27 protein-coding genes are annotated in these 24614 nt (G+C 61.0%); 8 read left to right on the forward strand and 19 right to left on the reverse strand.

Going from position 1 to position 24614, the window contains the following annotated elements; translation table 11 throughout:
* Window positions 1-16 precede the first annotated feature (16 nt).
* The 4 genes from ABFY71_RS12610 to dapD all read right to left on the reverse strand — a co-directional run bounded on the left by ABFY71_RS12610 (window position 17) and on the right by dapD (window position 3130).
* Window positions 17-550, reverse strand: coding sequence for a hypothetical protein (locus ABFY71_RS12610; RefSeq protein ID WP_347946351.1), 534 nt, complete (start codon window positions 548-550; stop codon window positions 17-19).
* On the reverse strand, window positions 547-1707 hold the full coding sequence (dapE, locus tag ABFY71_RS12615; RefSeq protein ID WP_347946352.1) for a succinyl-diaminopimelate desuccinylase: 1161 nt from the start codon (window positions 1705-1707) through the stop codon (window positions 547-549). The genes ABFY71_RS12610 and dapE overlap by 4 nt, the downstream gene beginning before the upstream one ends.
* A 23-nt stretch (window positions 1708-1730) precedes the next feature.
* A complete protein-coding gene (locus ABFY71_RS12620; RefSeq protein WP_347946354.1) occupies window positions 1731-2195 on the reverse strand; it encodes a DUF805 domain-containing protein in 465 nt (154 codons plus the stop codon).
* Window positions 2196-2287: 92 nt separating this feature from the next.
* Window positions 2288-3130: a 2,3,4,5-tetrahydropyridine-2,6-dicarboxylate N-succinyltransferase gene (dapD, locus tag ABFY71_RS12625; protein WP_347946355.1), complete on the reverse strand. Its 843-nt coding sequence runs from the start codon at window positions 3128-3130 to the stop codon at window positions 2288-2290.
* 113 nt (window positions 3131-3243) lie between these two features.
* Between dapD and ABFY71_RS12630 the strand changes: the two genes are divergently transcribed.
* Window positions 3244-3480 carry a hypothetical protein gene (locus ABFY71_RS12630; RefSeq protein ID WP_347946356.1) on the forward strand — a complete coding sequence of 79 codons (237 nt, stop codon included), beginning with the start codon at window positions 3244-3246 and terminating at the stop codon, window positions 3478-3480.
* Between the two features lies 1 nt (window position 3481).
* Here ABFY71_RS12630 and ABFY71_RS12635 read toward each other — a convergent pair whose 3' ends face one another.
* Complete coding sequence (locus ABFY71_RS12635; RefSeq protein ID WP_347946358.1) at window positions 3482-4309, reverse strand: prephenate dehydratase; 828 nt, start codon at window positions 4307-4309, stop codon at window positions 3482-3484.
* Between the two features lie 261 nt (window positions 4310-4570).
* Here ABFY71_RS12635 and ABFY71_RS12640 point away from each other — a divergent pair, with 261 nt between their 5' ends.
* Window positions 4571-5347: a c-type cytochrome gene (locus ABFY71_RS12640; protein WP_347946359.1), complete on the forward strand. Its 777-nt coding sequence runs from the start codon at window positions 4571-4573 to the stop codon at window positions 5345-5347.
* A 74-nt stretch (window positions 5348-5421) separates the two neighbouring features.
* Entirely contained in the window at window positions 5422-6360 is a 939-nt protein-coding gene (locus ABFY71_RS12645; RefSeq protein WP_347946360.1) for a 2-hydroxyacid dehydrogenase, read from the forward strand.
* 12 nt (window positions 6361-6372) lie between these two features.
* Here ABFY71_RS12645 and ABFY71_RS12650 read toward each other — a convergent pair whose 3' ends face one another.
* Entirely contained in the window at window positions 6373-7305 is a 933-nt protein-coding gene (locus ABFY71_RS12650) for a bifunctional helix-turn-helix transcriptional regulator/GNAT family N-acetyltransferase (protein ID WP_347946361.1), read from the reverse strand.
* A 50-nt stretch (window positions 7306-7355) separates the two neighbouring features.
* Window positions 7356-8702, reverse strand: a complete 1347-nt coding sequence (locus ABFY71_RS12655; RefSeq protein WP_347946362.1) for a leucyl aminopeptidase family protein — start codon at window positions 8700-8702, stop codon at window positions 7356-7358.
* A gap of 197 nt (window positions 8703-8899) precedes the next feature.
* Between ABFY71_RS12655 and ABFY71_RS12660 the strand changes: the two genes are divergently transcribed.
* On the forward strand, window positions 8900-9670 hold the full coding sequence (locus ABFY71_RS12660; RefSeq protein WP_347946363.1) for a tetratricopeptide repeat protein: 771 nt from the start codon (window positions 8900-8902) through the stop codon (window positions 9668-9670).
* Between the two features lie 75 nt (window positions 9671-9745).
* On the opposite strand, the gene ABFY71_RS12665 is transcribed toward ABFY71_RS12660, so the two are convergent.
* The 8 genes from ABFY71_RS12665 to ABFY71_RS12700 form a co-directional block, all read right to left on the reverse strand.
* Complete coding sequence (locus tag ABFY71_RS12665) at window positions 9746-10750, reverse strand: type II secretion system F family protein (protein ID WP_305579264.1); 1005 nt, start codon at window positions 10748-10750, stop codon at window positions 9746-9748.
* Between the two features lie 18 nt (window positions 10751-10768).
* Entirely contained in the window at window positions 10769-11746 is a 978-nt protein-coding gene (locus tag ABFY71_RS12670) for a type II secretion system F family protein (protein ID WP_305579263.1), read from the reverse strand.
* Between the two features lie 4 nt (window positions 11747-11750).
* Window positions 11751-13112: a TadA family conjugal transfer-associated ATPase gene (locus tag ABFY71_RS12675; protein WP_347946365.1), complete on the reverse strand. Its 1362-nt coding sequence runs from the start codon at window positions 13110-13112 to the stop codon at window positions 11751-11753.
* A gap of 166 nt (window positions 13113-13278) precedes the next feature.
* Window positions 13279-14550 (reverse strand): CpaE/TadZ family protein, encoded by a 1272-nt coding sequence (locus ABFY71_RS12680; protein WP_347946366.1) that lies wholly within the window; start codon window positions 14548-14550, stop codon window positions 13279-13281.
* 127 nt (window positions 14551-14677) lie between these two features.
* Window positions 14678-16090 (reverse strand): type II and III secretion system protein family protein, encoded by a 1413-nt coding sequence (locus ABFY71_RS12685; protein ID WP_347946367.1) that lies wholly within the window; start codon window positions 16088-16090, stop codon window positions 14678-14680.
* A 13-nt stretch (window positions 16091-16103) separates the two neighbouring features.
* Window positions 16104-17039 carry a Flp pilus assembly protein CpaB gene (gene cpaB / locus ABFY71_RS12690; RefSeq protein WP_347946368.1) on the reverse strand — a complete coding sequence of 312 codons (936 nt, stop codon included), beginning with the start codon at window positions 17037-17039 and terminating at the stop codon, window positions 16104-16106.
* A gap of 211 nt (window positions 17040-17250) precedes the next feature.
* The gene (locus tag ABFY71_RS12695) at window positions 17251-17754 is read right to left on the reverse strand and encodes an A24 family peptidase (RefSeq protein ID WP_347946369.1); all 504 of its coding nucleotides are present in this window, start codon (window positions 17752-17754) and stop codon (window positions 17251-17253) included.
* Between the two features lie 130 nt (window positions 17755-17884).
* Complete coding sequence (locus tag ABFY71_RS12700) at window positions 17885-18055, reverse strand: Flp family type IVb pilin (protein ID WP_347946371.1); 171 nt, start codon at window positions 18053-18055, stop codon at window positions 17885-17887.
* A 375-nt stretch (window positions 18056-18430) separates the two neighbouring features.
* On the opposite strand from ABFY71_RS12700, the gene ABFY71_RS12705 reads away from it, so the two are divergent.
* From ABFY71_RS12705 to ABFY71_RS12720, 4 genes are all read left to right on the forward strand, one after another.
* On the forward strand, window positions 18431-18886 hold the full coding sequence (locus ABFY71_RS12705) for a pilus assembly protein N-terminal domain-containing protein (RefSeq protein WP_347946372.1): 456 nt from the start codon (window positions 18431-18433) through the stop codon (window positions 18884-18886).
* A 121-nt stretch (window positions 18887-19007) separates the two neighbouring features.
* Window positions 19008-19577: a TadE/TadG family type IV pilus assembly protein gene (locus tag ABFY71_RS12710; RefSeq protein WP_347946373.1), complete on the forward strand. Its 570-nt coding sequence runs from the start codon at window positions 19008-19010 to the stop codon at window positions 19575-19577.
* Window positions 19577-20149, forward strand: a complete 573-nt coding sequence (locus ABFY71_RS12715) for a TadE/TadG family type IV pilus assembly protein (protein WP_347946374.1) — start codon at window positions 19577-19579, stop codon at window positions 20147-20149. The genes ABFY71_RS12710 and ABFY71_RS12715 overlap by 1 nt, the downstream gene beginning before the upstream one ends.
* 67 nt (window positions 20150-20216) lie before the next feature.
* Window positions 20217-20837 (forward strand): HAD family hydrolase, encoded by a 621-nt coding sequence (locus tag ABFY71_RS12720; protein ID WP_305579254.1) that lies wholly within the window; start codon window positions 20217-20219, stop codon window positions 20835-20837.
* A 77-nt stretch (window positions 20838-20914) separates the two neighbouring features.
* On the opposite strand, the gene ABFY71_RS12725 is transcribed toward ABFY71_RS12720, so the two are convergent.
* Genes ABFY71_RS12725 through deoA form a run of 4 tightly spaced genes read right to left on the reverse strand, consistent with a single transcriptional unit; the run spans window position 20915 to window position 24591 of the window.
* The gene (locus ABFY71_RS12725; RefSeq protein WP_347946375.1) at window positions 20915-21313 is read right to left on the reverse strand and encodes a VOC family protein; all 399 of its coding nucleotides are present in this window, start codon (window positions 21311-21313) and stop codon (window positions 20915-20917) included.
* Between the two features lie 58 nt (window positions 21314-21371).
* Window positions 21372-22013, reverse strand: a complete 642-nt coding sequence (gene upp, locus ABFY71_RS12730) for a uracil phosphoribosyltransferase (protein WP_305579252.1) — start codon at window positions 22011-22013, stop codon at window positions 21372-21374.
* Window positions 22014-22036: 23 nt separating this feature from the next.
* Window positions 22037-23254: a phosphopentomutase gene (locus ABFY71_RS12735; protein WP_347946376.1), complete on the reverse strand. Its 1218-nt coding sequence runs from the start codon at window positions 23252-23254 to the stop codon at window positions 22037-22039.
* A gap of 2 nt (window positions 23255-23256) precedes the next feature.
* Window positions 23257-24591, reverse strand: coding sequence for a thymidine phosphorylase (gene deoA, locus ABFY71_RS12740; RefSeq protein WP_347946377.1), 1335 nt, complete (start codon window positions 24589-24591; stop codon window positions 23257-23259).
* Window positions 24592-24614 lie beyond the last annotated feature (23 nt).

Below are 24614 nucleotides of genomic sequence, written 5' to 3' on the forward strand. Positions count from 1 at the left end.
GGCGCGTCTCGATTGGTCAGAGGAGAGTGGTAGGCAGCATGTAGAGCGCCAGGCGCATTGCTACAAGCAGCACGATGGTCAAAGCGGCAAATCCGGCGGCCACGCCAATGCTCCAGAGCAGTGCAATGCGCGCCAGGCGAAACAGCAGATAGCCGGTGCCGAACCAGGCCAGCATGACAATGGGGCCGCCAATCAGGGCGAGCAGACCCTCAAACAGCAGGAAGCCGGCCATTGCATAAACGCCGGGGACCAGTACGGGCAGCATGGGCGCCTGACTGTTGATGAAGCTGCGCGAAATCATCAGTGTCACCACCAGCGAGATGACGGGCAGTGCCAGCACAGCCATGGCGGTCAATACGCCCATGCCCCCCGGCATGCCGATGCTCATCGAGGCCGCAGCCACACCGAGAAACGCGACAAAGACAAACACGAACAGGGCGGTGGCCAGGCCAGCCGCACTGATGGTGAACTGGCTGCGCCAGCCAGGCTGACCGCGCACGATCATTTGCCAGCCGACAATGGCCCGGTTGACGACGGTCCAGAGCTTCACGAGACCGCTCCGAAAAAGCGCAGCATGAAGGCGCGGTAAATTTCGGTCAACCCGGCCAGATCGCTGAGCGCAATGTGCTCGTCGGCCTTGTGCATGGAGGGTCCGACCAGGCCGCACTCCACCACGGGACCATATTGGGCGATGAAGCGCGCGTCCGACGTGCCGCCGCCGGTGGAGAAGCCCGGACGCTGGCCGGTCAGGTCGGCAATGGTCGCCGCCAGGGTTTCCACATCGTCGCTGAGCGGCGACAGGAAAGAACGCGACGGCTCGCCAGCCAGCGCAAAGGTGATAGTGCTGCCCGCTGCGTCAACACTGGCCATGCGGCTGCGGACCCAGTCGGCAAGGGTGTCAGGCGTCCACAAATCATTGTAGCGGATGTTGAAGCGAATGGTCCCGGACGCCGGAATGACATTGGAAATGACATTGCCAACATCGATCGAGGTGACCTCGAGATTGCTGGGGGGAAAATGCGCGGTGCCGGTGTCGATAGTGGTGTCGAGCGCCGTCACCACCCGGGCCAGGGCCGGCATGGGATTGTTGGCCCTGTCGGGGTAGGCGACATGGCCCTGTGTGCCGGCGACGGTGATGACACCAGAGAGCGAGCCACGCCGGCCGATCTTGATGCTGTCACCCAGGTTGGCGGTCGAGCTCGGCTCGCCGACAATGGCAAAATCAAAATGGTGTTGCTGCGCCTGCGCCCAGGCCATCAGCTTGGCAGTGCCATTGATGGCGTCGGCTTCCTCGTCATTGGTGATGGCGAGCATGATGGTGCCAGCCTCCAAAGGAATGGCGGCCGCAGCAGCGACGAAGGCGGCAATGCCCGATTTCATGTCGGCAGCGCCCCGGCCATAGAGCTTGCCGTCGGCTTGCCGCGGAGTGAAGGGATCGGTGGTCCAATGGGCCAGATCGCCGGGCGGCACCACGTCGGTATGGCCGGCAAACAGCAGACGCCGCCCGACATTGCCGCGAATGGCGAAGAGATTGTCGACCGGATAGGAGCCATCACCCTCAAAAGTCAGCCGGGTGACCGCAAAGCCGATCGCGTTCAGCGCCGCTTCGAGCACGTCGAGCGCCCCCGCTTCGGTGGGGGTGACCGAGGGACAGGCAATCAGGTTCTTGAGGAGCTGGACAGGATCGTCCGCAGTGTTGTCGGTCACCAGGTGATCCCGTCCTTGTTCGTTCAGGCCGCGCCGTCGAGCGGGTCCGGGCCAAAGCTGTTGCTGCCAGTGGTGCCCCGCAGGAAGCCAAGCTGGACCAGGACATAGATACCGTAAATGCCCACCGCGAAGTAAACCAGCGACAGGGGCAAGGAGGGCATCTGGGTCGGCACGCCAGCCACGTCGACGTCGGTCGTGCCGATGCCCAGCGCCTGCAGCACGGTCAGGATGCCGGAGATGGCGAGAAATATCTTGAAATCACGCGCGTCGCTATCGCGATCCTGGCGGCGCTTGATGCCAATGGACCAGTTGGGCACGAACATGATCGCAAAAGCGATCAACTGGGCCCAAGCCGCGCTGATGCCGAAAACGCCGAGAATGAGGTTGAGCACGATGCTGGCCAGGATCAGGATGACGACGCCAAACCACCAGGTCTTGCGCGAAATCCTGCCGTCTGTGGTGGTGAAGAGCGGCACGAGACTATCCATGATTTTCCCCTCAAAAAATCAACAGGCAGGATGCCGAAAAGCTCCGGCATGCCACATGTTAGGTGACTCGCGCAGTTTGCACCAGAACGGGGCTAGTCGCGCAGCAACTCGTTGATGCCGGTCTTGGAACGGGTCTGGGCATCGACCGTTTTGACGATCACGGCGCAGTAAAGGCTCGGGCCGGGCTGGCCGTTGGGGAAGGGCTTGCCGGGGAGCGAGCCAGATACCACCACCGAATAGGGTGGCACCTTGCCGATGTGGATTTCGCCGGTGGCACGATCGACGATCTTGGTGGAGGCGCCAATGAAGACGCCCATCGAGATCACCGCGCCTTCGCCGACAACGACGCCTTCAACCACTTCGGAACGGGCGCCGATAAAGCAGTTGTCTTCGATAATGACCGGACCGGCCTGCAGCGGCTCAAGCACGCCACCAATGCCAACGCCGCCCGAGATATGCACGTTCTTGCCGATCTGGGCGCAGGAGCCGACGGTGACCCAGGTATCAACCATGGTCCCTTCCCCGACATGGGCACCCAGATTCACGAAGCTAGGCATCAGAATGACGTTGCGGCCAATGAAAGCGGAGTGACGGACAATGGCACCGGGCACGGCGCGGAAGCCGGCCTCGCGGAAGGCGTTCTCGCTCCAGCCTTCAAATTTGGTGGGCACCTTGTCCCAGAACGACGAGCCGCCCGGCGCGCCTTCGATCAGCTTGTTGTCGTTGAGGCGGAACGACAGCAGCACGGCCTTTTTCAGCCACTGATTCACCTGCCAGACGCCATCGACCTTCTCGGCGACGCGGGCTTTGCCGCTGTCGAGCAGGTTGAGGGCCTCGTTGACCGCGTCGCGAACGGGACCTTTGGTGTCGAAACCGATTGCAGCACGGGCCTCGAAGGCGTCATCGATGGTCTTGGCGAGATCGGTAAAAGACATGGTGAGTTCCTCAGAATAGTGCGCGCGGACCATAGCGGGACAGCAAGGGGTGTCAATTGGCTAGGGAATGGCGCAGCAAGGTGTTAGGCCCGGCGTCAACTCCGGAGAGCGCCATGGCGACGATGTATCTCGTGCAAGCCTTTAAACAGAACGGCAATAAGCTGATTGCCGACCCCGTGCAGCAAGCCAAGAGCGAAGAAAATGCGATTGCCACGGCCGAGCGTCTGGCGCCGATGCGCGCCGGTGTGCTGGTGTTTTCGCAGGAGGTCGACGTCGAAACCGATGCCTATGACGAGCCGCGCGTAATCCTGCGCATCGGCAGCCTGCCACCCGGCCTGATGGACGGCTGAACTAAGCGCCGTCAGCTGCCGGGTAGACCCCCAGAATACGGAAATAGTCGGTGAAGAAGCCGAGCTCTTCAAAAGCATTGATCACGTTGGGGTCCGCGGGGTGCCCCTCGATATCGGCATAAAACTGGGTGGCGGTGAAAGCGCCGCCGACCATGTAGCTTTCCAGCTTGGTCATGTTGACACCATTGGTAGCAAAGCCGCCCATGGCCTTGTAAAGCGCAGCCGGCACGTTGCGAACGCGGAATACAAAGGTGGTCTTGACCCTGCCACCCTGGGGCGCTCGCTTCTCGTCGCGTGACAGCACCAGAAAGCGCGTGGTGTTGTGATCGGCGTCTTCGATATTTGCGGCCAGCACATTGAGACCATAGATCTCGCCGGCAAAGCGGGAGGCGATGGCTGCCACCGACTTGTCAGCCTTCTCGGCCACTTCGCGGGCCGAGCCCGCGGTGTCGACCGCATTGATGGTGCGAAAGCCATGATCGGTGATGAACTTGCGGCATTGGCCCAGGGCCACAGAGAGCGACTGCACCGCCTTGATATCGACCAGTCGTGCGCCGGGCACACCGAGCAAGGTCATCTCGACGCGCAGAAAGTGGTCGCCGATAATGAACAGGCCGCTTTCAGGCAGCAGGTGGTGAACGTCAGTAATGCGTCCATAGAGGGAATTCTCGACCGGCACGACGGCGAAGTCGGCCTTGCCGGACTGCACCGCAGCAATCGTCTCTTCAAAGGTAACGCAGCCAATCGCCTCCTCGCCGGGGAACAGATTGTTGGCGGCGGCGTGGCTGAATGCGCCCGGCTCACCCTGAAAAGCGATCTTCTTGGTCATCTGCGGGTCCAGTTCTGGTTGGCGCAAAGGCTTTTGAACCCCGGGACAAGCGGAGTCAATTGATGCAGCAGCCAGCTCACACGGCACTTGCGGTGGGGAAATGTCGCAGTCTGGGATTGCATGGTTGCGCCACGCCAGCCGTCGGACTATCTTCCGCCCGCGTCGCGCCGTTCCGCTGAAGACGGATTCCCTATTGGGGTTTTCGAATGTGGTGGGGAGTGCGACTATCGTCCGCAGGGGATGGACTGGCAGAGAGACCAAATGGATTCGTTCGAGCTAAACAAGATCATGGGTGCCGTTCTGGGCACCTTGTTGTTCGTTATGGGCACCGGCTTTATCGCTGAAGCTATCTACCATCCCATCCAGAACAATGGGCCGGGCTACGCCTTGCCTGAACCCGAGGCGGTGGACGGTGGCGCTGCGCCGGCCGAAGCCGAGCCGGAAGTGCCGCTCGGCCTATTGCTGGCTAGCGCCGATGCCGCCAAGGGCGCCAACGCGGTCAAGAAATGCCAATCGTGCCACAATTTTGGCGAGGGTGAACCCAACAAGCAGGGCCCTCACTTGTACGGCGTGGTTGGCCGGCTAGAAGCTAGCGTCGACGACTTTGCCTATTCGGACGTGCTGCTGGCCCACAACGCCGCCGGCGATGTGTGGAGCTATGAAAATCTCAACGCATTCCTGACCAAGCCCAGCGACTATGCACCGGGCACCAAGATGAATTTTGCCGGCATCCGCACGCCTGAAGAGCGCGCCAACATCCTGGCCTATCTGCAGACGCTGGATGCTGCACCGGTGCCATTCCCGACAGCAGAAGCTGCGCCTGCTGAAGAACCCGCTGCCGCAGATGCAGCAGAGCCCGCCGAGGCGGCTGCGCCTGCTGAGGCAGTTGCGCCAGCCGAACCTGCGACTGACGCGCCCGCTGCCACTCCGGCAGAAGAGCCTGCGGCCGAGCCGGCGCCAGTTGTCGAGACTCCCACGACCACCGGTACAGAAACCCCGGTCGAAGGCACCCCGATTACGACAACGACCGCGCAATAGCGCCGGCTTAATCAGATCATTTTTTAAAGCCGCGCCCGGCAAAGGCGCGGCTTTTTGCTGGAAGGAACACGATCTTGCTGTTGCTGCACCTGACCGATGTCGATGAAGAAGGCTGGGCCGAGGCGCTGCGCGCCACCCTGGATGGCTACCCCGTCGTGCGGCGTGGCGATGACTATGACCCTGCCGCGATCCGCTACATCTTTGTCTGGAAGCCTGAGGCCAATGCCTTTGTTGGCTTGACTGGGCTGAAGGCCATTCTGTCGCTTGGTGCGGGCGTCGACGCCCTGCTGCAACACCCTGCCCTGCCCGAGGCACCCATTGTGCGCTTTGTCGATGATGATCTGAGCCAGCGGATGAGCGATTACGTGGTGGCGCACGTCACCATGCATCATCGTCTCTACACCCGCTTTCATGCCGACCAGAAGGCCAGGCGCTGGCGCCAGCTCTACCCGCCAGCAGCGTCGGAAACCACGGTGGGGATCATGGGCATCGGCGTACTGGGTCAGGATGCGGTCCGCCGGCTCAAGCCGCTGGGCTTTGATTTGCGCAGCTGGAGCCGCACCCCCAAGAGCATGGACGGCGTGGCGGGCTTCGCGGGCGCCGAGCAATTCGACACTTTCCTCGCCGGCACCGATATTCTAGTGAACCTGTTGCCACTGACGCCAGAGACCACCGGCATTCTCAATAGCGACACCTTCGCCAAGCTGCGTCGAGACCGGCTGGCGGGCGGGCCCGTCATCGTCAATGCGGCCCGTGGCGGGCATCAGCGCGAAGCCGACATCGTCAAGGCACTGGGTGACGGCACCCTGGGTGCGGCAAGCCTCGATGTGTTCGAGACCGAACCGCTGCCGGCGACCAGCCCGCTCTGGGACATCGAAAACTGCTATATCACCCCGCATGTTGCCGCGATCAGCAACAAGAAGAGCGGCGTGCGCTATTTCAGCGGGATCATTGCGCGCCATGAGGCTGGCGACCCGCTGATCAATGTGGTCGATCGCGAGCGCGGCTACTGAACGGGCGCTGGTTCAGCAGCGCAGTTCCCAATATTGCCCATTGAGATCGGCGCCAAACGACTGGTGCCGCTCCTCGCGCAGCAGGGTGAACCCGGCCTTCTGGTAGATATGGCGGGCCGTGCTCAGGCAATCCTGGGTCCACAGGATGACGCGGTCATAGCCAGCCTCGCGGGAGAAGCGCACGGCCTCCTCGACCAGCAACCGGCCCACGCCCTGGCCGCGAAAGGCCGGCTCGACATAGAGCATGCGCAATTGCGCCGTGCCCGCGGCCTCGGTCGCGCCGGCAGGGACAATGTAGACGGATCCGGCGATCTCGCCGCCACGATCGGCAATCCACAGCGATTTGGGCGGCGTGGTGGGGGCTGCAACGAAATCGCCGTAGAGCTTGGCGATCAGCATTTCGAAATCGCCATTCCAGCCCTGTTCGAGGTGATAGAGCAGGCCCTGGCGGTGGATCAGCCAGCCGATCTCCCCGACGCGGTGCGGCCGCAGGATCAGCGGCGCGTCGCCGGGCTGCGCCAGCATGGCCTGAATCCGGCGCATCGACCCCATAAGGTCGCGGCGCTCGAACGCGTCAAGCGGGGCGAGCAGCGTCCCCACAGCGGCATTGCTGGCGTTGTCGAACCCCTGATAGACCGCCTCACCTCGCGGGGCGAGGGCCAGATCGTTGACGCGCTTGTCGCTCCCGTTGGCCGCAATCGAGAGCAGGCCATAGCTGTCAAGGCGCCGCACCAGCCGGCTCAGTTGCCCGGGATCCATGCCCAGTCCGCGCGCCAGTTCGCTGGCGGCCATGGAGGCACCACGCTTGCCCAATTCATAGATCACCCGTGCTTCGGCCAGGCTGAACAGGCTCTCGTGCATGCCTTCGTTCAGCAGACCAATCACGCCGGTATAGAACCGGTTGAAGGCGCGCACCTGCGCGATATCTTCGGACGGTCCACCCATAACCATGCTCTCATTGACGTTTGATATTGTCAACGAGTTAGTTGTCGGAGTCAACTATTAGGATAGCGTTGCTTGAGCACTGTGTAGACGGCGCGGATGCCCTGATCGGTGCCGCCGTGGGATCGGGCGGGACGGGCTTCCGGGGCCCAGCCGAATATATCCAGATGCACCCATGCCTTGGCTTTGCCGACGAAGCGGCGCAGGAACAGCGCCGCGGTGATCGAGCCGGCAAAGCCACCCGACGCGGCATTGTTCACATCGGCAATCTTGCTGCTCATCATGGCGTCATAAGGCGACCAGAGCGGCATGTGCCAGAGCGGGTCATCGGTGGCCAGCCCGGCGGCCATCAGCGCGCGCGCCAGTTCGTCATCGGCTGAATAGAGCGGGGGCAGTTCGGGGCCCAGCGCCACGCGAGCAGCTCCGGTCAGCGTTGCCATGTCGAACAGCAGGTCGGGGCTTTCCTCGTCGGCCAGCGCCAGCGCATCGGCCAGGATCAGCCGGCCTTCGGCATCGGTATTGCCGATCTCGACTGTCAGACCCTTGCGTGATGTCAGCACATCGCCGGGGCGGAAGGACGCGGCGGAGATGGCGTTTTCGACCACTGGAATGAGCACGCGCAGACGGAGCTTGAGACCAGCCGAAACAATGGCATGGGTGAGCCCCAGCACATTGGCGGCCCCGCCCATATCCTTTTTCATCAGCAACATGCCGGCCGCACCCTTGATGTCGAGGCCGCCGGTATCAAAGGTCACGCCCTTGCCTACCAGCGTGACCTTGGGATGGCTGGGGTCGCCCCAGCTCAGGTCGATCAGGCGCGGCGGCTCGGCCGCAGCACGACCCACGGCGTGGATCAGCGGGAAATTGGCGGCCAGCAGATCATTGCCAGCCGTGATCGATATGGCCATGCCACGGGCCGCCGCGAAGTCGCGGACTACGGCTTCAAAGGCGTCGGGGCCCAGATCGTTGGCTGGCGTGTTGATCAGGTCGCGGGCGATGGTCGCTGCCTCGACCTGCCGGTCAATTTCGGCGGCATCGCCCCCCTCGGGCTGGTCCAGCATGGGCCTGGGCTTACCGGAACGGTACCGATCGAAGCGATAGGCGCCGAGGCGAAATCCGATCGCCGCCAGTTCTGGATCACCATAGGTGCCCTCGAGACGGTAATTGCCGGCGGGCAGCGCAGCGCCAGCCAGACCGGTGAGCATTGCGGGATGAACGGTGGCCTCACCCAGGCCGAACAAATAGGCGCACAGGCGGGCATCATTGTCCGGGACGGGCAGCAGGCGACCGCGCTGCCCGGTGAAGCCGTTGGTGTCGGCCCATGCGCGCTGGGCGGGCGTTATGCTGGCCGCAGCAAGACCGCCCTCGCTCACGCAGATGACAGGAATGGGATTGGACATTGGCGGGCTCCGCAATGGTGTTGGTGAGGTTTGCCAGCGGTCGGCAGTTGCCGCTGTGACGGCGAGCTCGCTGCTTTAACTGGCTGTTAGGGTTAATGATTTATTGCTCCAGAGCAAGGGCCAGCGGTCCACAACAGAATATTGCGCGGTCGCGTTGGCGAGGTTTCGTCCGCTCTGACGCCGCCTTGGAGCTGCCGGTGACGTTCCTCTACACCAATTTCAAGTCTGTGCGTACGCTGATGATGGCAGGTGTAGCGATTGTGGCGCTGGGTGCGTGTGCATCCAACCGTAGCAGCGCCCCGTCACCGGACTATTCCGGCATGAGCGCAGGGCAGAGTCAGGCCAGTCTGGGCGAACTCTCAGCGCGCTACAAATCCAACCCGCGCGACAAGGGTGTCATCATCCACTACGCGGCAGCGCTGCGCGCCGTGGGGCAGCCTCAACAGGCGGTAGCGGTGCTCGAAGTGGGTATCGATGCCCATCCCAAGGATGTCGATATCTCTGTTGCCTATGCCAAAGCACTGACTGCTGACGGCCGGTTCGACCAGTCACTGGCGGTACTCGACAATGTGATCCGCCCCGATGTCCCCGACTGGAATGCCCTGCTGGTCAAAGGCGCCACGCTGGACCAATTGGGGCGCAATGGCGAAGCGCGTGAACTCTACACCCAGGCACTGACCATTATGCCCGGTGAGGCCTCGATCGAAGCCAATATGGGGCTGAGCTATGCGATGACCAATGAACTGGGCACCGCCGAACAGCATCTGCGCCGCGCGGTGCAGATGCGCGGGGCCAGCAGCCAGATCCGGCAGAACCTGGCATTGATCGTCGGATTGCAGGGTCGATTCGATGAGTGCCGGGCGCTCTATGCGGCCGAGCTGCCGCCCGATCAGGTCAACAACAACATTACCTATGTCCGCGCCCTGCTGACCCAACAGAATCGCTGGGACAAGATCGCCAAAGGCTGAGCAGTGCTGCGCTGACCGGAACAGATCCACGCCGCCCTCGGGCGGCGTCGTTGTTTTTAGTTTTTGGGCCTGGCCTTAGCCGCCAGCAACCCCGCCGGGACCAAACACCTTGATCATGGCCGGGGAGATAATGACGATGAACAGCACCGGCAGGAAGAACAGGATCAGCGGAACCGTGAGCTTGGGCGGCAGCGCTGCTGCCTTCTTTTCGGCGTCCATCATGCGCTGTTCGCGGCCTTCCTCGGCCATCACGCGCAGCGCCTGACCAACCGAGGTGCCGTAGCGGTCGGCCTGAATAAGCGCGGTCATCACCGATCTAACGCCGTCCAGACCGGTGCGGCGGCCCAGATTGTCATAGGCGCGGCTGCGGTCTTCCAGAAAAGAGAGTTCGGCAGTGGTAAGGGCCAGTTCTTCGGCCAGCTCGGCGCTCTGCTGGCCGATTTCACGGCCGACGCGCTTGAAGGCATGCTCCATGGACATGCCCGCTTCAACGCATAGCAGCAGCAGATCGAGGCAATCCGGCCAGGCCCTGCGGATCGACATCTGGCGCTTGGTCGTGGTGTTCTGGAGCAGGATATTGGGCAGAAACGAGCCCAGCAGCCCGCCACCGACGGCGTAAACAAGATTGAGATAAAGCGGCCGCTCGCCCGGCGACAGCACCAGCAGATACAGTGCCGCTACCAGGAAGATCGCGATTGGCGTTGACAGGCGCATGAACAGAAAGGTGGTCAGGTGGCCCTGCCCGCGATAGCCGGCCATGGCCAGCTTGTCGACCGTGGCATCATCCTGGAAGGCCTTTTTGAGATCGAGCTTTTCGACCACGTTTTTCATATAGGACTTGGTTTCGCCGGTGCGCCTTATACCGCGCCCTTCCACTGCCGTACTGCCGCCGCCGCGCAGCCGGGCCATTTCTTCGGCGCGCATCTTCTCGCGCTCAAGCGCGACGCGCCTGATGCGGTCTTTCATCTCGGTTTTGACTATGAAGCTGGAGCCGAAGGTGAAGACGACCGCCGCCATGGATATTGCCGCAAGTACGGCGATCAGGAATTCGCGCTGGCCCAGCAGTTCAAAGATATACATTTGTGCTTCCCTGCCCGATCAATAGTCGAACTTGACCATCTTGCTCATGACAAAGATGCCGGCCGAGAACATGGCGACGCCGATGCCCAGCCAGATATTGCCAAGGGTGGTGAAGAACAGTGGCGCCAGATAGGCCGGCGATGTCAGACTCACCAGAATGCCCACCACAAAGGGCAACGAACCGATGATGCCTGCCGACGCCTTGGCTTCCGAGGACATGGCCTTGATCTTCTGTTTCATCTTCTTGCGGTTGCGCAGCACCTTGGCGAGGTTGCCCAGCGCCTCGGACAGATTGCCACCGGCCTGCTGCTGGACCGTAATGACCACGACGAAGAAATTGACTTCGGGCAATGGCACACGATCAAGCAGCACGGTGACCGCTTCGGTCATGGTCATGCCGACAGCCTGCTGATCAAGCACCCGAGCGAATTCGGATTTGACGGGTTCTTTGGCGTCCTTGGCCACCACCCGCATGGAGTCATTGAGCGGCAGGCCGGTCTTGACGCCGCGCACAACGGCTTCAACAGCGTTGGGCAGCTCGTCGAGGAACCTGTCCTGATACTTGCGGCGCTTGCGATTGACATACATGCGCGGCACCAAATATCCGGCGGCTATCGCAAAGACCGGGGCAAAATAGATTGGCACCTGTACCAGGACCAGAACTACAAACGCCACGACGCCCAAAATGACGCTATTGCGAATGAAGGCCGCCGGCTTGATGGTCATGCCCGCCTGAAACAGGCGCTGCTTGAGCGTGGCGCGCTTTTTCTGGTTCAGCGCAGCAGTCTGGTTCTTGAGCGTCTGCTGCAGTTCCTTGCGGCGCTGGTCGCGGTTGCGCGTGGCATCCAGCTCCAGCCGATTGACCCGAATGTCACCCTGAAATGACTTCAGGCGCTGCTCGGCACGCCCACTGCCGATTGCCGAAGGCACCAGGGCAAAGCCGATGGCACCGACAACAATCATGGCAAGCAGAGCGATAATGAGGGGACCAAACATGCTACTACCCCATCAGCTCGTGCTGTTCGGTATTGGACTTCTCGAGCGCTTCGACCAGATTGGCTTCTTCGTTGAAATAGCGGGCGCGCTCGGCGAATTGCGGCTTGGTAATGCCGGTGGAGCGATGGCGGCCCAGCAGCATCCCATTGGCGTCTTCGCCCGTGATATCGTAGAGGAAAATGTCCTGGGTCACGATGACGTCACCTTCCATGCCGAGCACCTCGGTGATGTGGGTGATGCGGCGCGAACCGTCGCGCAGACGGGCGGCCTGGACAACCACGTCGATCGATGAGGTGATCATCTCACGAATGGTCCGGCTGGGCAGGGAGTAGCCGCCCATAGTGATCATGGATTCAAGACGCGCCAGGGCCTCGCGCGGGCTGTTGGCGTGCAGCGTGCCCATGGAGCCGTCGTGACCGGTGTTCATGGCCTGGAGTAGATCGAAGCTCTCGGGGCCACGCACTTCGCCCACGATGATGCGTTCGGGACGCATGCGCAGGCAGTTCTTGATCAGATCACGCATGGTGATCTCGCCTTCGCCTTCGAGGTTGGGTGGGCGGGTTTCGAGCCGCACCACGTGAGGCTGCTGCAGCTGCAACTCGGCCGAGTCTTCACAGGTGATGACGCGTTCGTCTTTCTCGATGAAGGCCGTCAAGCAGTTGAGCAGCGTGGTCTTGCCTGAACCGGTGCCGCCCGAGATCAGCACATTGGCGCGTACCTTGCCCAGAATGCGCAGCACCTCAGCGCCTTCTGGCGAGATGGAATTGTATTTGACGAGCTGCTGCAGGGTCAGCTTGTCGCGCTTGAACTTGCGGATGGTGAGCGCGGCGCCATCGATGGCCAGTGGCGGGGCGATGACGTTGACACGCGAGCCGTCCGGCAGGCGCGCGTCGCAGATGGGAGAGCTTTCATCGACACGGCGACCCACCTGGCTGACGATGCGCTGGCACACATTCATCAGATGGGAATCGTCGCGGAAACGGACATTGGTGAGCCGCACCTTGCCGTTCACTTCGATGTAGCAACGCTGGCTGCCATTGACCATGATGTCGGCGATGTCGTCGCGGGCCAGCAGTGGCTCCAGCGGACCGTAGCCCAGCACGTCGTTGCAGATGTCCTCAAGCAGATCTTCCTGCTCGGAAATGGACATGATGATGGATTTGAGTGCGATGATTTCGGCGACAATGTCGCGAATTTCCTCACGCGCGGCAACCTGATCCATGGTTGCCAGCTGGCTCAGGTCGATGCTGTCAATCAGTGCATTGAAGATGGCGGACTTGGTGTGGAAGTACTCCTTGTCACGCTGTGCGTTGACCGGAGTGCCTACGTCAATGACGTCTTCGCCGGGGCGAAGGCGCGAAGCCATGCTGTCCGTGTCGGCAGGGCGAGACACAGGCGGCGCCGCTACATCGGCTCGCGGCGGCGGACTCTGTACTGGGCGCGCGACTTCGCCGACGCCGGGGGTATTGCCGCCAAAACTGGTGCGCTTGCCAAACATAGTCATCCTACCATTCTAGGCTGTCGATACGCGGTCACGCCCGCTTCTTGAGAAACGAGGGCAGCTTCATCAGACCGGACGACTTGGTCGCGACATGGCCGACCTGCCGACCCGTCACCTGCATGCCGATGGCCCGATAGACCTCGTTGATTTTGTTGTTGGCCGCGACCTCGGCGATCATCTGACCGTTATTGGCTGCAGTACCAAACAGCGCCGCATCGAACTGCAACTGACCGATCAGCTCACATTCGACCGAGCTGGCAAATTCATCGGAGCCGATCTCGGGACGGCGCGGCAAGCCGACTTTGTTGAGCACCAGCGAGGGCGGATTTTCGGTGGGCCGCAAGGCCTTGATGGTATCGGCGAGGTTCTTGGCATTGCGCAGATTGGCCAGGTCAGGTTCGGCAACGATCACCACTTCATCAATGGTGGCCAGCGTGTGGCGCACCCAGGCATTCCAGGCGTGCGGAATATCAAGGATCACAACTGGCAGCGTGTTCTGGCACATCTCGATGATCTGTTCGAACTCGCGTTCCTCAAAATCAAAGGTGCGATCAAGCGTTACCGGGGCAGTCAGCAGGTTGATATGGCTGGCGGCCTTGCTCATCAGCCGCTCAAGTATGGTCTGGTCGACCTTCTGATTGGCAAGGACGGCATCGGCCAACCCGTGTGGCGGATCCTGATTGAAATTGAGGCCGGCTGTACCAAAAGCCAGATCCATGTCCAGCACGAGGCAATCCTGACGCAGCGCCGTGGCGATGGCCCAGGTAACATTGTGCGCCACAGTGGAGCCGCCAGCGCCACCCTTGGCCGAAACAAAGCCGACCGTCCGCCCGATCGGGGCGGCATTTTCCGAAGCGAAGAGCTCGGTGATCGCCGAAACGATCTGGCTGGCCGTCGCAGGGAGCACGATGTATTCGGAGATGCCTGAGCGAACCAGTTCACGATAGAGCTGGACGTCGTTGACGTGCCCCAGCAGGACGACCCGGGTCGACGCGTCACACACCTCGGCGAGCTTTTCGAGCGCCGCCGGAATCTGTTCGGGCGATAGCGTGCTCTCGACGATGATCAGATTGGGGGTGGGATTGGTCTTGTAGGTTTCAATCGCCCCGTCAATGCCACCATTGTGAGTGGTCAATGCCACCTTGGACATGCGCCGATCGTGGATCGCACTTTCGACCAGTTGGGCGGTCTGGGAATGCTCACAGAATGCCTGGATAGTGATACGCGGGATCAGGCGTGCGCCAGCCGCAATGTCGGTTGCCGGATCATCGGGCTTTTTGCCATCTGGGCTGAGAAAACTCATGAAACCTACTCTCCTTCATCGGGGCTGGTGCGCGGCCCCAAAGCCTTGGCAATCAAACTCAGTTCAATCACCGGCTCGCATTGATGTCTTGCCGCAGGGCAAGCAGTGAAACCCGGTTCGTCCCGCGCTAGTCGAGAACAAAACCGACAGACCCCGAAAAACTGCCGCGGATTTCTCCGGTGCCGGCCACGCCGTACATATTCTCAAGGCGCCCCAGGAAAATGCTTTCCGCATCACTGGCCACGACGGATCTGTCCGTGGGCACGGGGATGGCGTTGGCTGGGCTGGGATTGACCAGGTAGGGGGTAACCAGAATGACCAATTCGGTCTGTTCGGTCTGAAAGTCGCGCGAGCGGAACAGCGCTCCCAGAATGGGGATATTGCCCAGACCGGGGAGCTGATTGATCTGCTGGCGGGCGGTTTCCTGCAACAGCCCACCGATGGCAAGGGTCGTGCCCGCTGCCAATTCAACCGACGTGCTGGCCTGTCGCTTGGTGATGGAGAAGTCGGCCTGCGGCTCTGACACCGAGGTATCGACCTTGAGCGCAATCACGCCGTTCGATTTGACCACCGGTGTAAACGAGAGTTCCACGCCATATGGCTTGAAGATAACCGTCTGCTGTTGGTTGCTCGTATCATAAGTCGAGTATGGCAGTTCGCCACCGGCCAGAAATTTGGCTGGTTCGCCCGAAATCGCGGTGAGCGTGGGCTGCGCCAGCACGTGCAGGGCGCCACGGCCTTCGAGAGCCCGAATGGCGGCATTAACCGCAACGCCACCAATATTGAAACTGGCATCGGCGCCGCTGGGCGGAAAGGTATTGTTCATCGGCGAACTGTTGATGCCGAAGTTGGCCGTGCCAACACTGAAGGCAGCGCCCAGATTGATGCCGAACTGCTTGGCCACATCGCGCTTCACTTCCGAAACAGTGACCTGCAGCATGACCTGCTGGCTGCCCGAGACATCGAGGATGCTCGCGACATTTTCCGGGGCGCCGGCGTATTGAACAGCGACGGCTTCAGCGCGTTCCTTGTCCTGGCTCGACAGCACTGTGCCGGTCAGGACCACGCGGTTGGTGGCGCCACCCAGGGTAATCGACTCGACCGAGATATTGGAGCCGGGGATGATGCGTGCGAGCGCGGTCTCAAGGGCGTTGCCAACCTGGGATGGCTCAACGATAACCTTGACGTCCAGAACGGAGATGGTCCGCCCCTGGTCATCGACAAAAAAGATATTGGTATCGCCGCCCGTGACCCCCTGGATGATCGCGCGGGTGCGAGTGCGCATGATGGCGGCCGCAACGCCGGGTTGCGAGACAATGACTTCAGCGGCCCCGGCAGGCAGATCAACCAACACGGTCTTGTTGATCTGCACCTCAAGCTTGCGCGTCGCGCCATAGGCAGCCGATGCAATGGTCAGGTGCGTTTCCTCGGCCGCCGCAGGCGCCATGCCGAGCGGGCCGGCGGCGAGCCCCACGGCCAGAGCGGGAGCGAGCAGCAGGCCAACCAACGGGCGGGGAACTTTAGTCAAAGTCGTCTTCATGGTGTTCTCCGCCCTACTGGGGTGCAAGCTCAATTGCGGCGTCTGGCGCCTGCTCAATTGCGGGAAGGTTATTCTCACCTTCATCGGCACTACTTATTCCTGCGCTTTGGGCGATTTGCACCGCCCCGGTGCTGCCCGCCATGACGCTCTGCTCCTTGCCGAAGCGGAACACCCGAACCGTCTGGTTATTGCCGGGCCGCTGCGCCGTCGTGTCTTCGGCAAAATCGGCCACCGAGCGGAGTGTGAGGGTCAACTGCCCCCGCGTGGCCGCATTGATCAGCGTCTCGGCCTGACTTGGGTCCAGTTCGAGCGTGGCAATGGTGGAATCCTCAAAGGTGATTGCCTGGGGCGCACTGCCCGAGGAAACCTGATCTTCTGTCTGCCCGCCGCTGGTGCCAACTTCGCCGAGGCGCTTGCCGATGGCCAGGACCCGGACATTGGCTAAAATGACTTCGGAGCGTTCGCCGGCCGCGCCCTGGGTGGTGAGCAGAACATCGACATGGTCGTTGGGAACGACAAAGCCGCCGGCACTGGACACCGCGCTGACGCCAACCGAAACGCCGCGCATGCCGGGGGAAAGCACCGCCGAGAGATAGCCCTGATCGGCGCTGACCAGTTTGGCCTCGCGAATTGGTTCACCGGGAAAAAATTCATAGCGGGCCACGGCGCCGGTCAGCTCAGCTGGCGCATCGGGCATGGCCGCAATGGTCACGTAGTCGGCGCGCAGCGCGCCTTGCGGCCAATCCTGCCACTCAAGAGTTTGCTGATTGAGACGCTCACCTACGCCGATTGGCGTTCGGGCCACCAGGATCTGCGTCTTGGCCTCTTCGACAACCTCGGTGACATACTGCGTCTCGGTCACTGGGCCGCCACCTCGGGTAACCAGAAACGCCGCCAGTCCGCCGGCAACAAGGGCAACGAGCAACAGGATGATACGCGCCGGCTTCATAACTTACTCCGGTTTCATTCAGGGCGGTGACGCCCAACTCGACCGGTCGGACTTTGCACCCAAAGGGTCAAAGTTTGGTTAATTGAAGCTTGGCAAATTCAGTTAATGATAAGTAAATTCTGTTGATCCAAGAATCGTCAGGGCGGCAACACCGATGGGCATCAATCTGATATTCAAACAACAGTCAAACTATACTCAACGACTTAAATACTCACGCAGCAAGTCGTTCAAAGATGACGGAGTTGGAATAGATCAACAGTCCCGCTATCGCCAGGGCGATACCATAGGGCACGCCGGATTTGCGATCATGCAGCCGCTCCAGCCACCCATAGCGCGCCAGCACGGGCATCAATGGCAAATTGCGCAGGCCCAGGATTGCCAGGGTCAGCACACCGCCGAGCAGGGCGGAATAGACCAGGAATGGCACGGCCAGGTCAAAACCCAGCCACAGGGCGGTTGCGGCGGCCAGCTTGGCATCGCCGCCCCCGATCCAGCCAAAGGCAAAGAAGGCAAAGCCGACAGCCAGCACCAAAGCAGCGCACAACACATGCATACCCAGCACATCGAGTGGCAGCTGGACGGCGAGGGCGACGATAAAGAACGCCGCGACGATCAGCAGCACCAGCTTGTTGGAGATTTTCATGGTGAGCAGGTCAGAGGTCGCTGCCAGGGCCATCCCGGCCGGAAACAGCAGCAAAGCGACGCTCGAAATCATGACAAGGCTCCCCGTCAGGTCCGCGCCCGACGCTGCCAAACTGCCCATTCGGGGTTAACAAAGGCCAAATACGAAACGGGGGAAGCGTCGCGCCTCCCCCGTAGTCCACAATTCATATGCGATCGGTCGCCTACGGGGTCTTTTTCAACTCGGTGGAGATCTTGTTGAAGGTAGTACCCAGGTTGGTACCCAGAGCGCTGACGGCAACAATGATGCCGACAGAAATCAGTGCGGCGATCAGGCCGTATTCAATTGCGGTCGCGCCGGACTCGTCCTGCGCGAAACGTGCGAAGAGGTTCATTCCCAGACTCCATTTTTTACGTCATCAAGAGACGCCATCGTTCGACACGTCACACATCGAACATTGGCGAAACTAGGCGTCACTCCTTGAAAAGACGTTAATTGAATGCTGTAAATCGCATCGAAACACGAGCAAGTTCAATATAGTTACCAGCAGTTTAAGTAAATTCATTGCTATGGGGCGCAGCAACACACAGCATCGCGCGGGACCGCACCGTAACGCGCTCGACATTGTGGCGCCCGGCGGCAGGTCAAGCAGAATATCGTCCAGTTTTACTGATCCGACCGACCCAAACCAGCAAATCCGGCGTTTGCCAATTGTTCACCATTCGCGTGGAAAATAGGCATCCTGAGTATCAGTACCGCCGGAACAGCCATGCGCAACAAATTCCTCGCCGCTCTCGCCCTTTGCCTATCGCTTGGATCTGGTCTGGGCGTGGCGCCCGTGATGGCCGCCGATGGCGCGCCCATCAATGTCAATGTGAACATGGCCCGCATTTTGCGCATCAATGCTGCTGCGGCAACGGTGATCGTGGGCAATCCGGGTATTGCCGATGTCACCATTCAGGACCCCAAAACCCTGATTTTGACGGGAAAGAGCTTCGGCCAAACCAATCTGATCGTGCTGGACAATGCAGGAAACCCCATTGCCGATACGATCATCGAGGTGGTGCAGATGCAGGCGGGCGTCACAACAGTCTATCAGGGCCAGGCACGCACCAGCGTGGCCTGCGCCCCGGTTTGCCAGAACATCATCATGATGGGTGATGACCCGGCCTTTTCCGGCCAGGCCGTAGCCTCGTCCAGCCTCGTCAGTTCAATGAGCAACTAGCCGATTGCCGAGTGCAATATTGCGTTAACCAGTAGTGCACTTGCCAGCGCGACGAGGCCCTATCCTAACCTTCAGTTAGCCATGTGCGGATAGCGTCGCACTCTGGCAACAAGGCAAAACCATGGCGATCGCACTGGGAACATTGTTTGGACGAGCACTGCGCCGCTGGCCAATTGGGGCATTTTCGCGCAATCAGCGCGGTGCCACTGCCGTGGAGTTCGGCCTGCTCGCCCTGCCATTCTTTTCTATCATTGGCGCCATTCTGGAAACCTCCCTGGTGTTCCTGTCGGGCCAGGTGCTCGAAAGTGCCGTACAGGATACCAGCCGTCAAATTCGTACCGGACAGGCGCAAGGCATCATCATGAATGCGGCGGACTTCAAGGCCCGGGTTTGCGATCGGTTGTTTGGACTGTTTGGCGATTGCAGCGGGCTGCATGTCGAGGTGCAAACCATCAATAATTTCGCTGAGCTGGGAATTTCGCCGCCGGTGGACCTGAACTGCACCGCCAACTGTAGTTGGACCCGGCCTGAAATCTATACTTCGGGAAAAGGCTCCAGCATCGTCGTGGTACAGGTCTACTATAAGTGGCCAGTCATCCTGTCGATTGGCGATATGAGCCTGGCCAATCTACCCGAACAGAAGCGCCTGATGGCGGCAGCCACGGTGTTTCGTAACGAGCCCTATAGCTGATGCGATCGCGCGCCAGGGCTTTCCGCTGGATTGAGCGCTTCCAGCGCGCCGAGACCGGTGTGGCTGCGGTCGAATTTGCGATGATCCTGCCGATCATGTTGTTATTGTATGTCGGCATGGTGGAAGGCAGCACGCTGATCTCGATGGACCGAAAGGTGCAGTCCGTGTCGGGGGCCGTGGGTGATCTGGTGGCCCGCTCCAATGGCGCCATCATCAAAGACACTGTTGATGATTATGTCAAAGTCGCCGGCGGAATCATGACTCCCTACGCGGACGACACGCTGGAGCAGATCATATCGCAGGTCTATGTCGATGACAAAGGCGAGGCCAGGGTCAAATGGTCCATGCGCTATGTGGGCCAGGAGCGACAAAGCCTGGGGGCGCACGAAAAGGAAGCGCTTTATTTGTTGCCGGCTGCGATTGTGGCGATTGCCCCGGAGCAATTTGTCATCGTGTCGGAGGCTGCTACTACCTACACACCGCTCTACGGCATTGTCTTCGACAAGGCGATAAACCTGTATCGCGAGAATTTCTACATGCCGCGGTTTGGCGAGGAGATCAAGCTGAACTAGCGCACTTGCACCCCCCAGGCCTGCATGGCACAAGCCGGGTGCTATCCCTTCTCCAGGCAGGTTGACCATGACAGACACGCTCGTCCCCGTATTCGACATTGGCGGCGTCTTCGTCGACTGGAACCCGATGTATCTGTTCCGCAAGCTCTTCGAGTCGGAAGAAGACGCGCTGTGGTTTCACCAGAACATCTGCACGCTGGACTGGAATCTGGAATTTGACGCTGGCGAGATCTACTCTGAGGGCGTTGCCAGGCTGATTACGCGCTTTCCCAAGTATTGGCGCGAAATCCAGGCGTTTGACCTGCGCTGGAAGGAAACACTGGGCGACTTCATCCAGGGCACGATCGATATTCATGACGAACTGATCGAGCAGGAAGTCCCAACTTTCGCCATCACCAATTTTTCCTGGGAGAAGTGGGTCAGCTGCCTGCCCGACTGGCCCTTCCTGGAGAAGTTCGATGGGGTGATCGTCTCGGGTCTCGAAGGCTTGGTGAAGCCTGATCCACGGCTCTACCGGGTGTTCAGTGAGCGTTACGGCATTGCCGCCGAAAACTGCGTGTTCATCGACGACAGCGAGTCCAATATCATCTCGGCGCGCAAATTTGGCATGCATGGCATCCACTTCAAGGACCCGACCATGTTGCGCAAGGAATTGATCGCGCTCGGTCTGCCACTCAAGGCAAAGTAGGCAGGCGGGACCACCCAAACTCGGATGTCATCCGGCGAAGGCCGGAATGACATCGCAATTCAGGAAAGGTATGAGGCCTAGCCGAACCGGCCGCCCTGCTGGATAACTTCGATCTGATAGCCATCGGGATCGGCGACGAAGAAGAACCTTCCCACCAGCTTGTCACCATTCTTGAAATCGACCAGCTTGCGCGGCGCAAACCCCGCCGCGATCAGGCGTGCGTGCTCGGCATCGACATCGTCCACCACAACCGCCAGATGGCCATAGCCATCGCCCAGATCATAGGGTTGGGTGCGTCCGAAATTGACCGTCAATTCCAGCTCGAATCCGCCGGTCGTCGGATCATTGAGATAGATCAGCGCAAACTCGGGAAATTCGATCCGATCGACAATCTGCAGACCGAAGGCGCGCCGATAAAAATCGAGCGACCGCGCCTCGTCAATGACGCGGATCATCGAGTGGACGAGCTTGGCCATAAATTGAACTCTCAGTTGGCGTGGACGAGCGTAGCGAGGACCCCGCGCGTGACGACCGTTATTTCGTGCCGTACATGCGATCGCCTGCATCACCCAGGCCGGGGATAATGTAGCCCTTCTCATTGAGTTTTTCATCAATGGCGGCGGTGAAGACAGGCACATCGGGATGGGCCTCGGTGAAGCGCGCCACGCCTTCCGGCGCCGCCAGCAGGCACAGGAAGCGGATATTGTTGGCGCCACGTTCCTTGAGCTTCTCAATGGCTGCGGTAGCCGAGTTGGCTGTAGCCAGCATGGGGTCGACCACGATGATCAGCCGATCTTCAAGATTGGATGGCGCCTTGAAGTAGTATTCGACCGGCTGGAGCGTCTCATGGTCGCGATAGAGCCCGATATGGGCGACGCGCGCGGCCGGCACCAGATCAAGCATGCCATCGAGCAGGCCATTGCCGGCCCGCAGGATGGAGGCAAAGACCAGCTTCTTGCCCTTGATGGCAGGCGACTGCATCTGCGCCATCGGGGTTTCGATGGTGATCATTTCGAGTTCGAGATCGCGCGTCACCTCATAGCACATCAAATGGGCTATCTCGCGCAGCAGGCGGCGGAAACCGGCAATGGAGGTTTCCTTGTTTCGCATGATAGTCAGCTTGTGCTGAATGAGCGGGTGATCGATGACGGTTACGTTGCCGCGCACTGGATTCATGGGATCACCTGCTTGTTGTTATTCTAAAGAAAGCTCTTGCCGTGCGCGCCGGGCGCCAGCCCCAGCCAGTGGGCTATGCTTTCGCCAATATCGGCGAACGTGGTGCGAATGCCAATCTCTGACTGCCCCAGGCTTGGGGAAAAGACAAGGATCGGAATCTGCTCACGGGTATGATCAGAGCCGGTCCAGGTCGGATCATTGCCATGATCGGCCGTCAACACCAGCAGATCATCGTGCCGCATCGCCGCGATCATCTCAGGCAGGCGGCTATCAAAGAATTCCAGTGCCGCGGCATAGCCCGGCACGTCGCGGCGGTGGCCATATTCGCTATCGAAATCGACGAAATTGGTCATGATCAACGCCCTGTCATCGGCCATGGTCATGGCATCAAGCGTCTTGTCGAACAGTTGGTCCAGGCCGGTGCCCTTGATCTTGTGAGTGACCCCATGGCCGGCATAAATGTCCGAAATCTTGCCAATGGCATAGACCTGATGCCCAGCGGTCTGATTGCGATCGAGCAGGGTCGGGGCGGGCGGCGGAATGGCAAAGTCACGGCGATTGCCAGTCCGCTTGAAGCTGGCGGCATCCTTACCGACAAAGGGCCGCGCAATGACGCGACCGATCATCAGCGGCGCGGTGAGCTCAAAGGCGATCTGGCAAATCTCATATAGCCGCTCAAGGCCGAAATGGGTCTCGTGGGCGGCGATCTGGAACACCGAGTCGATCGAGGTGTAGCAGATGGGCTTGCCGGTGCGGATACTCTCCTCGCCCAGTTCGGCAATGATGGTGGTGCCCGAGGCATGCTTGTCGCCCAGAATGCCGGGCAGCTTGGCGCGCTTGATGAATTCGGCGATCAGATCGGGCGGGAAGGTCGGCTCGGTCTGGGGAAAATAGCCCCAATCGAACGGCACCGGCACACCCGCGATTTCCCAATGGCCCGATGGTGTGTCCTTGCCATTGCTGACCTCGCGACCGACACCGAAGATGCCGCCGCCGGCGGTTGCGGACAGGCCGGGCGGCAGTACGCCCGTCGAGAGCTTGATGGCAGCGCCGATCCCCAGCGCGTCCAGATTGGGCACGTTGAGCGGCCCGGCGCGCAGCCCGGCGCGGTCGGCCTTGCCGGCATGGGCCCATTCGGCGATGTGGCCGAAGGTGTTGGCGCCGACATCACCATATTTGTCGGCGTCGGGGGCCCCGCCAATACCGACGCTATCGAGAATGCAGAGGATGGCGCGGGGCATGGTCAGATCTCCTGAGCGGTCAGATACGGCACGGCGTCGGGGATCAGCGCATAGATCGTGGGAGTGCCTCCCAGACGGTAGGCGGCCTTGATGCGGCGCTCGGCCTCCGTGGCGGTGGCTTCGTCGCGCGCATGGATGCGGGCAATGGGGGTGTGACTGTCGAGCTGGGCGCCAAGCCCGGCCAGCCGATCAAAGCCGACCCGGTGGTCAATATCGTCGCTGGGCATGGTGCGACCGCCGCCCAGTGCCACCACCGCCATGCCAACGCCGCGGGTGTCGATCTCCGACACCGTGCCCGCGCTGTCAGCGAAGACATCGCGGATGATCGGCGCCGCGGCCAGATGGCTGTCGAGCCTGTCGATGAAGTTGCCCGGGCCACCAAGGGCATGGACCATGACGGCAAACCGTTCGGTGGCGCGGCCGCTGTCGAGTGCCGTTTCGGCCAGCATGCGACCGGCCTCGACCGTTGCGGCAACACCGGTCATTTCGGCGACGGCGGCGCAAAGTGACAGAGTCACTTCCTTGAGCCGCGCATCCTGATGCCGACCAGTCAGGAAATCGACGGCATTGCGCACTTCCAGCCCGTTGCCGGCAGCGCTGGCCAAGGGCTCGTTCATGTCGGTAATCAGCGCGCCGGTCCTCAGCCCCGCGCCATCGGCGACGGTGACCAGACTTTGCGCCAGCTCGCGAGAACGCTCCAGCGTGGGCATGAAGGCGCCCGAACCGGTCTTGACGTCGAGGATCAGCGCGTCCAGCCCGGCAGCCAGCTTCTTGGCCAGGATGGAGGCCGTGATCAGGGGGATGGATTCGACCGTGCCGGTGACATCGCGGATGGCGTAGAGCGTCTTGTCGGCAGGGGCCAGATCGGCGGTCTGGCCGATGATGGCGCAACCGGCCTGGCGCACGACCTGGCGGAACAGCTCATTGTCGGGCTGGGTCTGGTAGCCGGGAATGGCGTCGAATTTGTCCAGCGTGCCGCCGGTATGGCCAAGGCCACGTCCCGAGATCATCGGCACATAAATGCCCATGGCGGCCATGATCGGCGCCAGCATCAGGCTGACATTGTCACCCACGCCGCCAGTCGAATGCTTGTCGGCCACCGGGCCATCGAGGTCAGACCAATCGAGCACGGTGCCGCTATCGCGCATGGCCAGCGTCAGCGCCACGCGCTCGGGCATGCTCATGTCCTGAAAATACACCGCCATGGCAAAGGCAGCCGCCTGCGCGTGCGAGACCGTGCCGCGGGTAAAGCCATCCATGAAGGCGGCGATTTCAGCCTTGCTGAGTTCCTGGCCGTCGCGTTTGCGGGCGATGACTTCTTGGGGGAGGAAGACCATGGGCAGCTTTCTTTCTCGGGGGA

The sequence above is a fragment of the Devosia alba genome (genome assembly GCF_039938915.1).
Lineage (GTDB): Bacteria > Pseudomonadota > Alphaproteobacteria > Rhizobiales > Devosiaceae > Devosia > Devosia alba.

Excerpts from the sequence above, each read along its gene's own strand:
- ABFY71_RS12655 (WP_347946362.1), bottom strand. The coding sequence starts at position 8,702 with ATGTCCAATCCCATTCCTGTCATCTGCGTGAGCGAGGGCGGTCTTGCT.
- ABFY71_RS12640 (WP_347946359.1), top strand. The coding sequence starts at position 4,571 with ATGGATTCGTTCGAGCTAAACAAGATCATGGGTGCCGTTCTGGGCACC.
- ABFY71_RS12715 (WP_347946374.1), top strand. The coding sequence starts at position 19,577 with ATGCGATCGCGCGCCAGGGCTTTCCGCTGGATTGAGCGCTTCCAGCGC.
- ABFY71_RS12635 (WP_347946358.1), bottom strand. The coding sequence starts at position 4,309 with ATGACCAAGAAGATCGCTTTTCAGGGTGAGCCGGGCGCATTCAGCCAC.
- ABFY71_RS12675 (WP_347946365.1), bottom strand. The coding sequence starts at position 13,112 with ATGGCTTCGCGCCTTCGCCCCGGCGAAGACGTCATTGACGTAGGCACT.
- ABFY71_RS12720 (WP_305579254.1), top strand. The coding sequence starts at position 20,217 with ATGACAGACACGCTCGTCCCCGTATTCGACATTGGCGGCGTCTTCGTC.
- ABFY71_RS12705 (WP_347946372.1), top strand. The coding sequence starts at position 18,431 with ATGCGCAACAAATTCCTCGCCGCTCTCGCCCTTTGCCTATCGCTTGGA.
- ABFY71_RS12700 (WP_347946371.1), bottom strand. The coding sequence starts at position 18,055 with ATGAACCTCTTCGCACGTTTCGCGCAGGACGAGTCCGGCGCGACCGCA.
- ABFY71_RS12680 (WP_347946366.1), bottom strand. The coding sequence starts at position 14,550 with ATGAGTTTTCTCAGCCCAGATGGCAAAAAGCCCGATGATCCGGCAACC.
- ABFY71_RS12725 (WP_347946375.1), bottom strand. The coding sequence starts at position 21,313 with ATGGCCAAGCTCGTCCACTCGATGATCCGCGTCATTGACGAGGCGCGG.
- ABFY71_RS12670 (WP_305579263.1), bottom strand. The coding sequence starts at position 11,746 with ATGTTTGGTCCCCTCATTATCGCTCTGCTTGCCATGATTGTTGTCGGT.
- ABFY71_RS12665 (WP_305579264.1), bottom strand. The coding sequence starts at position 10,750 with ATGTATATCTTTGAACTGCTGGGCCAGCGCGAATTCCTGATCGCCGTA.
- ABFY71_RS12710 (WP_347946373.1), top strand. The coding sequence starts at position 19,008 with ATGGCGATCGCACTGGGAACATTGTTTGGACGAGCACTGCGCCGCTGG.
- dapD (WP_347946355.1), bottom strand. The coding sequence starts at position 3,130 with ATGTCTTTTACCGATCTCGCCAAGACCATCGATGACGCCTTCGAGGCC.
- deoA (WP_347946377.1), bottom strand. The coding sequence starts at position 24,591 with ATGGTCTTCCTCCCCCAAGAAGTCATCGCCCGCAAACGCGACGGCCAG.
- ABFY71_RS12650 (WP_347946361.1), bottom strand. The coding sequence starts at position 7,305 with ATGGGTGGACCGTCCGAAGATATCGCGCAGGTGCGCGCCTTCAACCGG.
- upp (WP_305579252.1), bottom strand. The coding sequence starts at position 22,013 with ATGAATCCAGTGCGCGGCAACGTAACCGTCATCGATCACCCGCTCATT.
- cpaB (WP_347946368.1), bottom strand. The coding sequence starts at position 17,039 with ATGAAGCCGGCGCGTATCATCCTGTTGCTCGTTGCCCTTGTTGCCGGC.
- ABFY71_RS12685 (WP_347946367.1), bottom strand. The coding sequence starts at position 16,090 with ATGAAGACGACTTTGACTAAAGTTCCCCGCCCGTTGGTTGGCCTGCTG.
- ABFY71_RS12695 (WP_347946369.1), bottom strand. The coding sequence starts at position 17,754 with ATGATTTCGAGCGTCGCTTTGCTGCTGTTTCCGGCCGGGATGGCCCTG.
- ABFY71_RS12620 (WP_347946354.1), bottom strand. The coding sequence starts at position 2,195 with ATGGATAGTCTCGTGCCGCTCTTCACCACCACAGACGGCAGGATTTCG.
- ABFY71_RS12735 (WP_347946376.1), bottom strand. The coding sequence starts at position 23,254 with ATGCCCCGCGCCATCCTCTGCATTCTCGATAGCGTCGGTATTGGCGGG.
- ABFY71_RS12630 (WP_347946356.1), top strand. The coding sequence starts at position 3,244 with ATGGCGACGATGTATCTCGTGCAAGCCTTTAAACAGAACGGCAATAAG.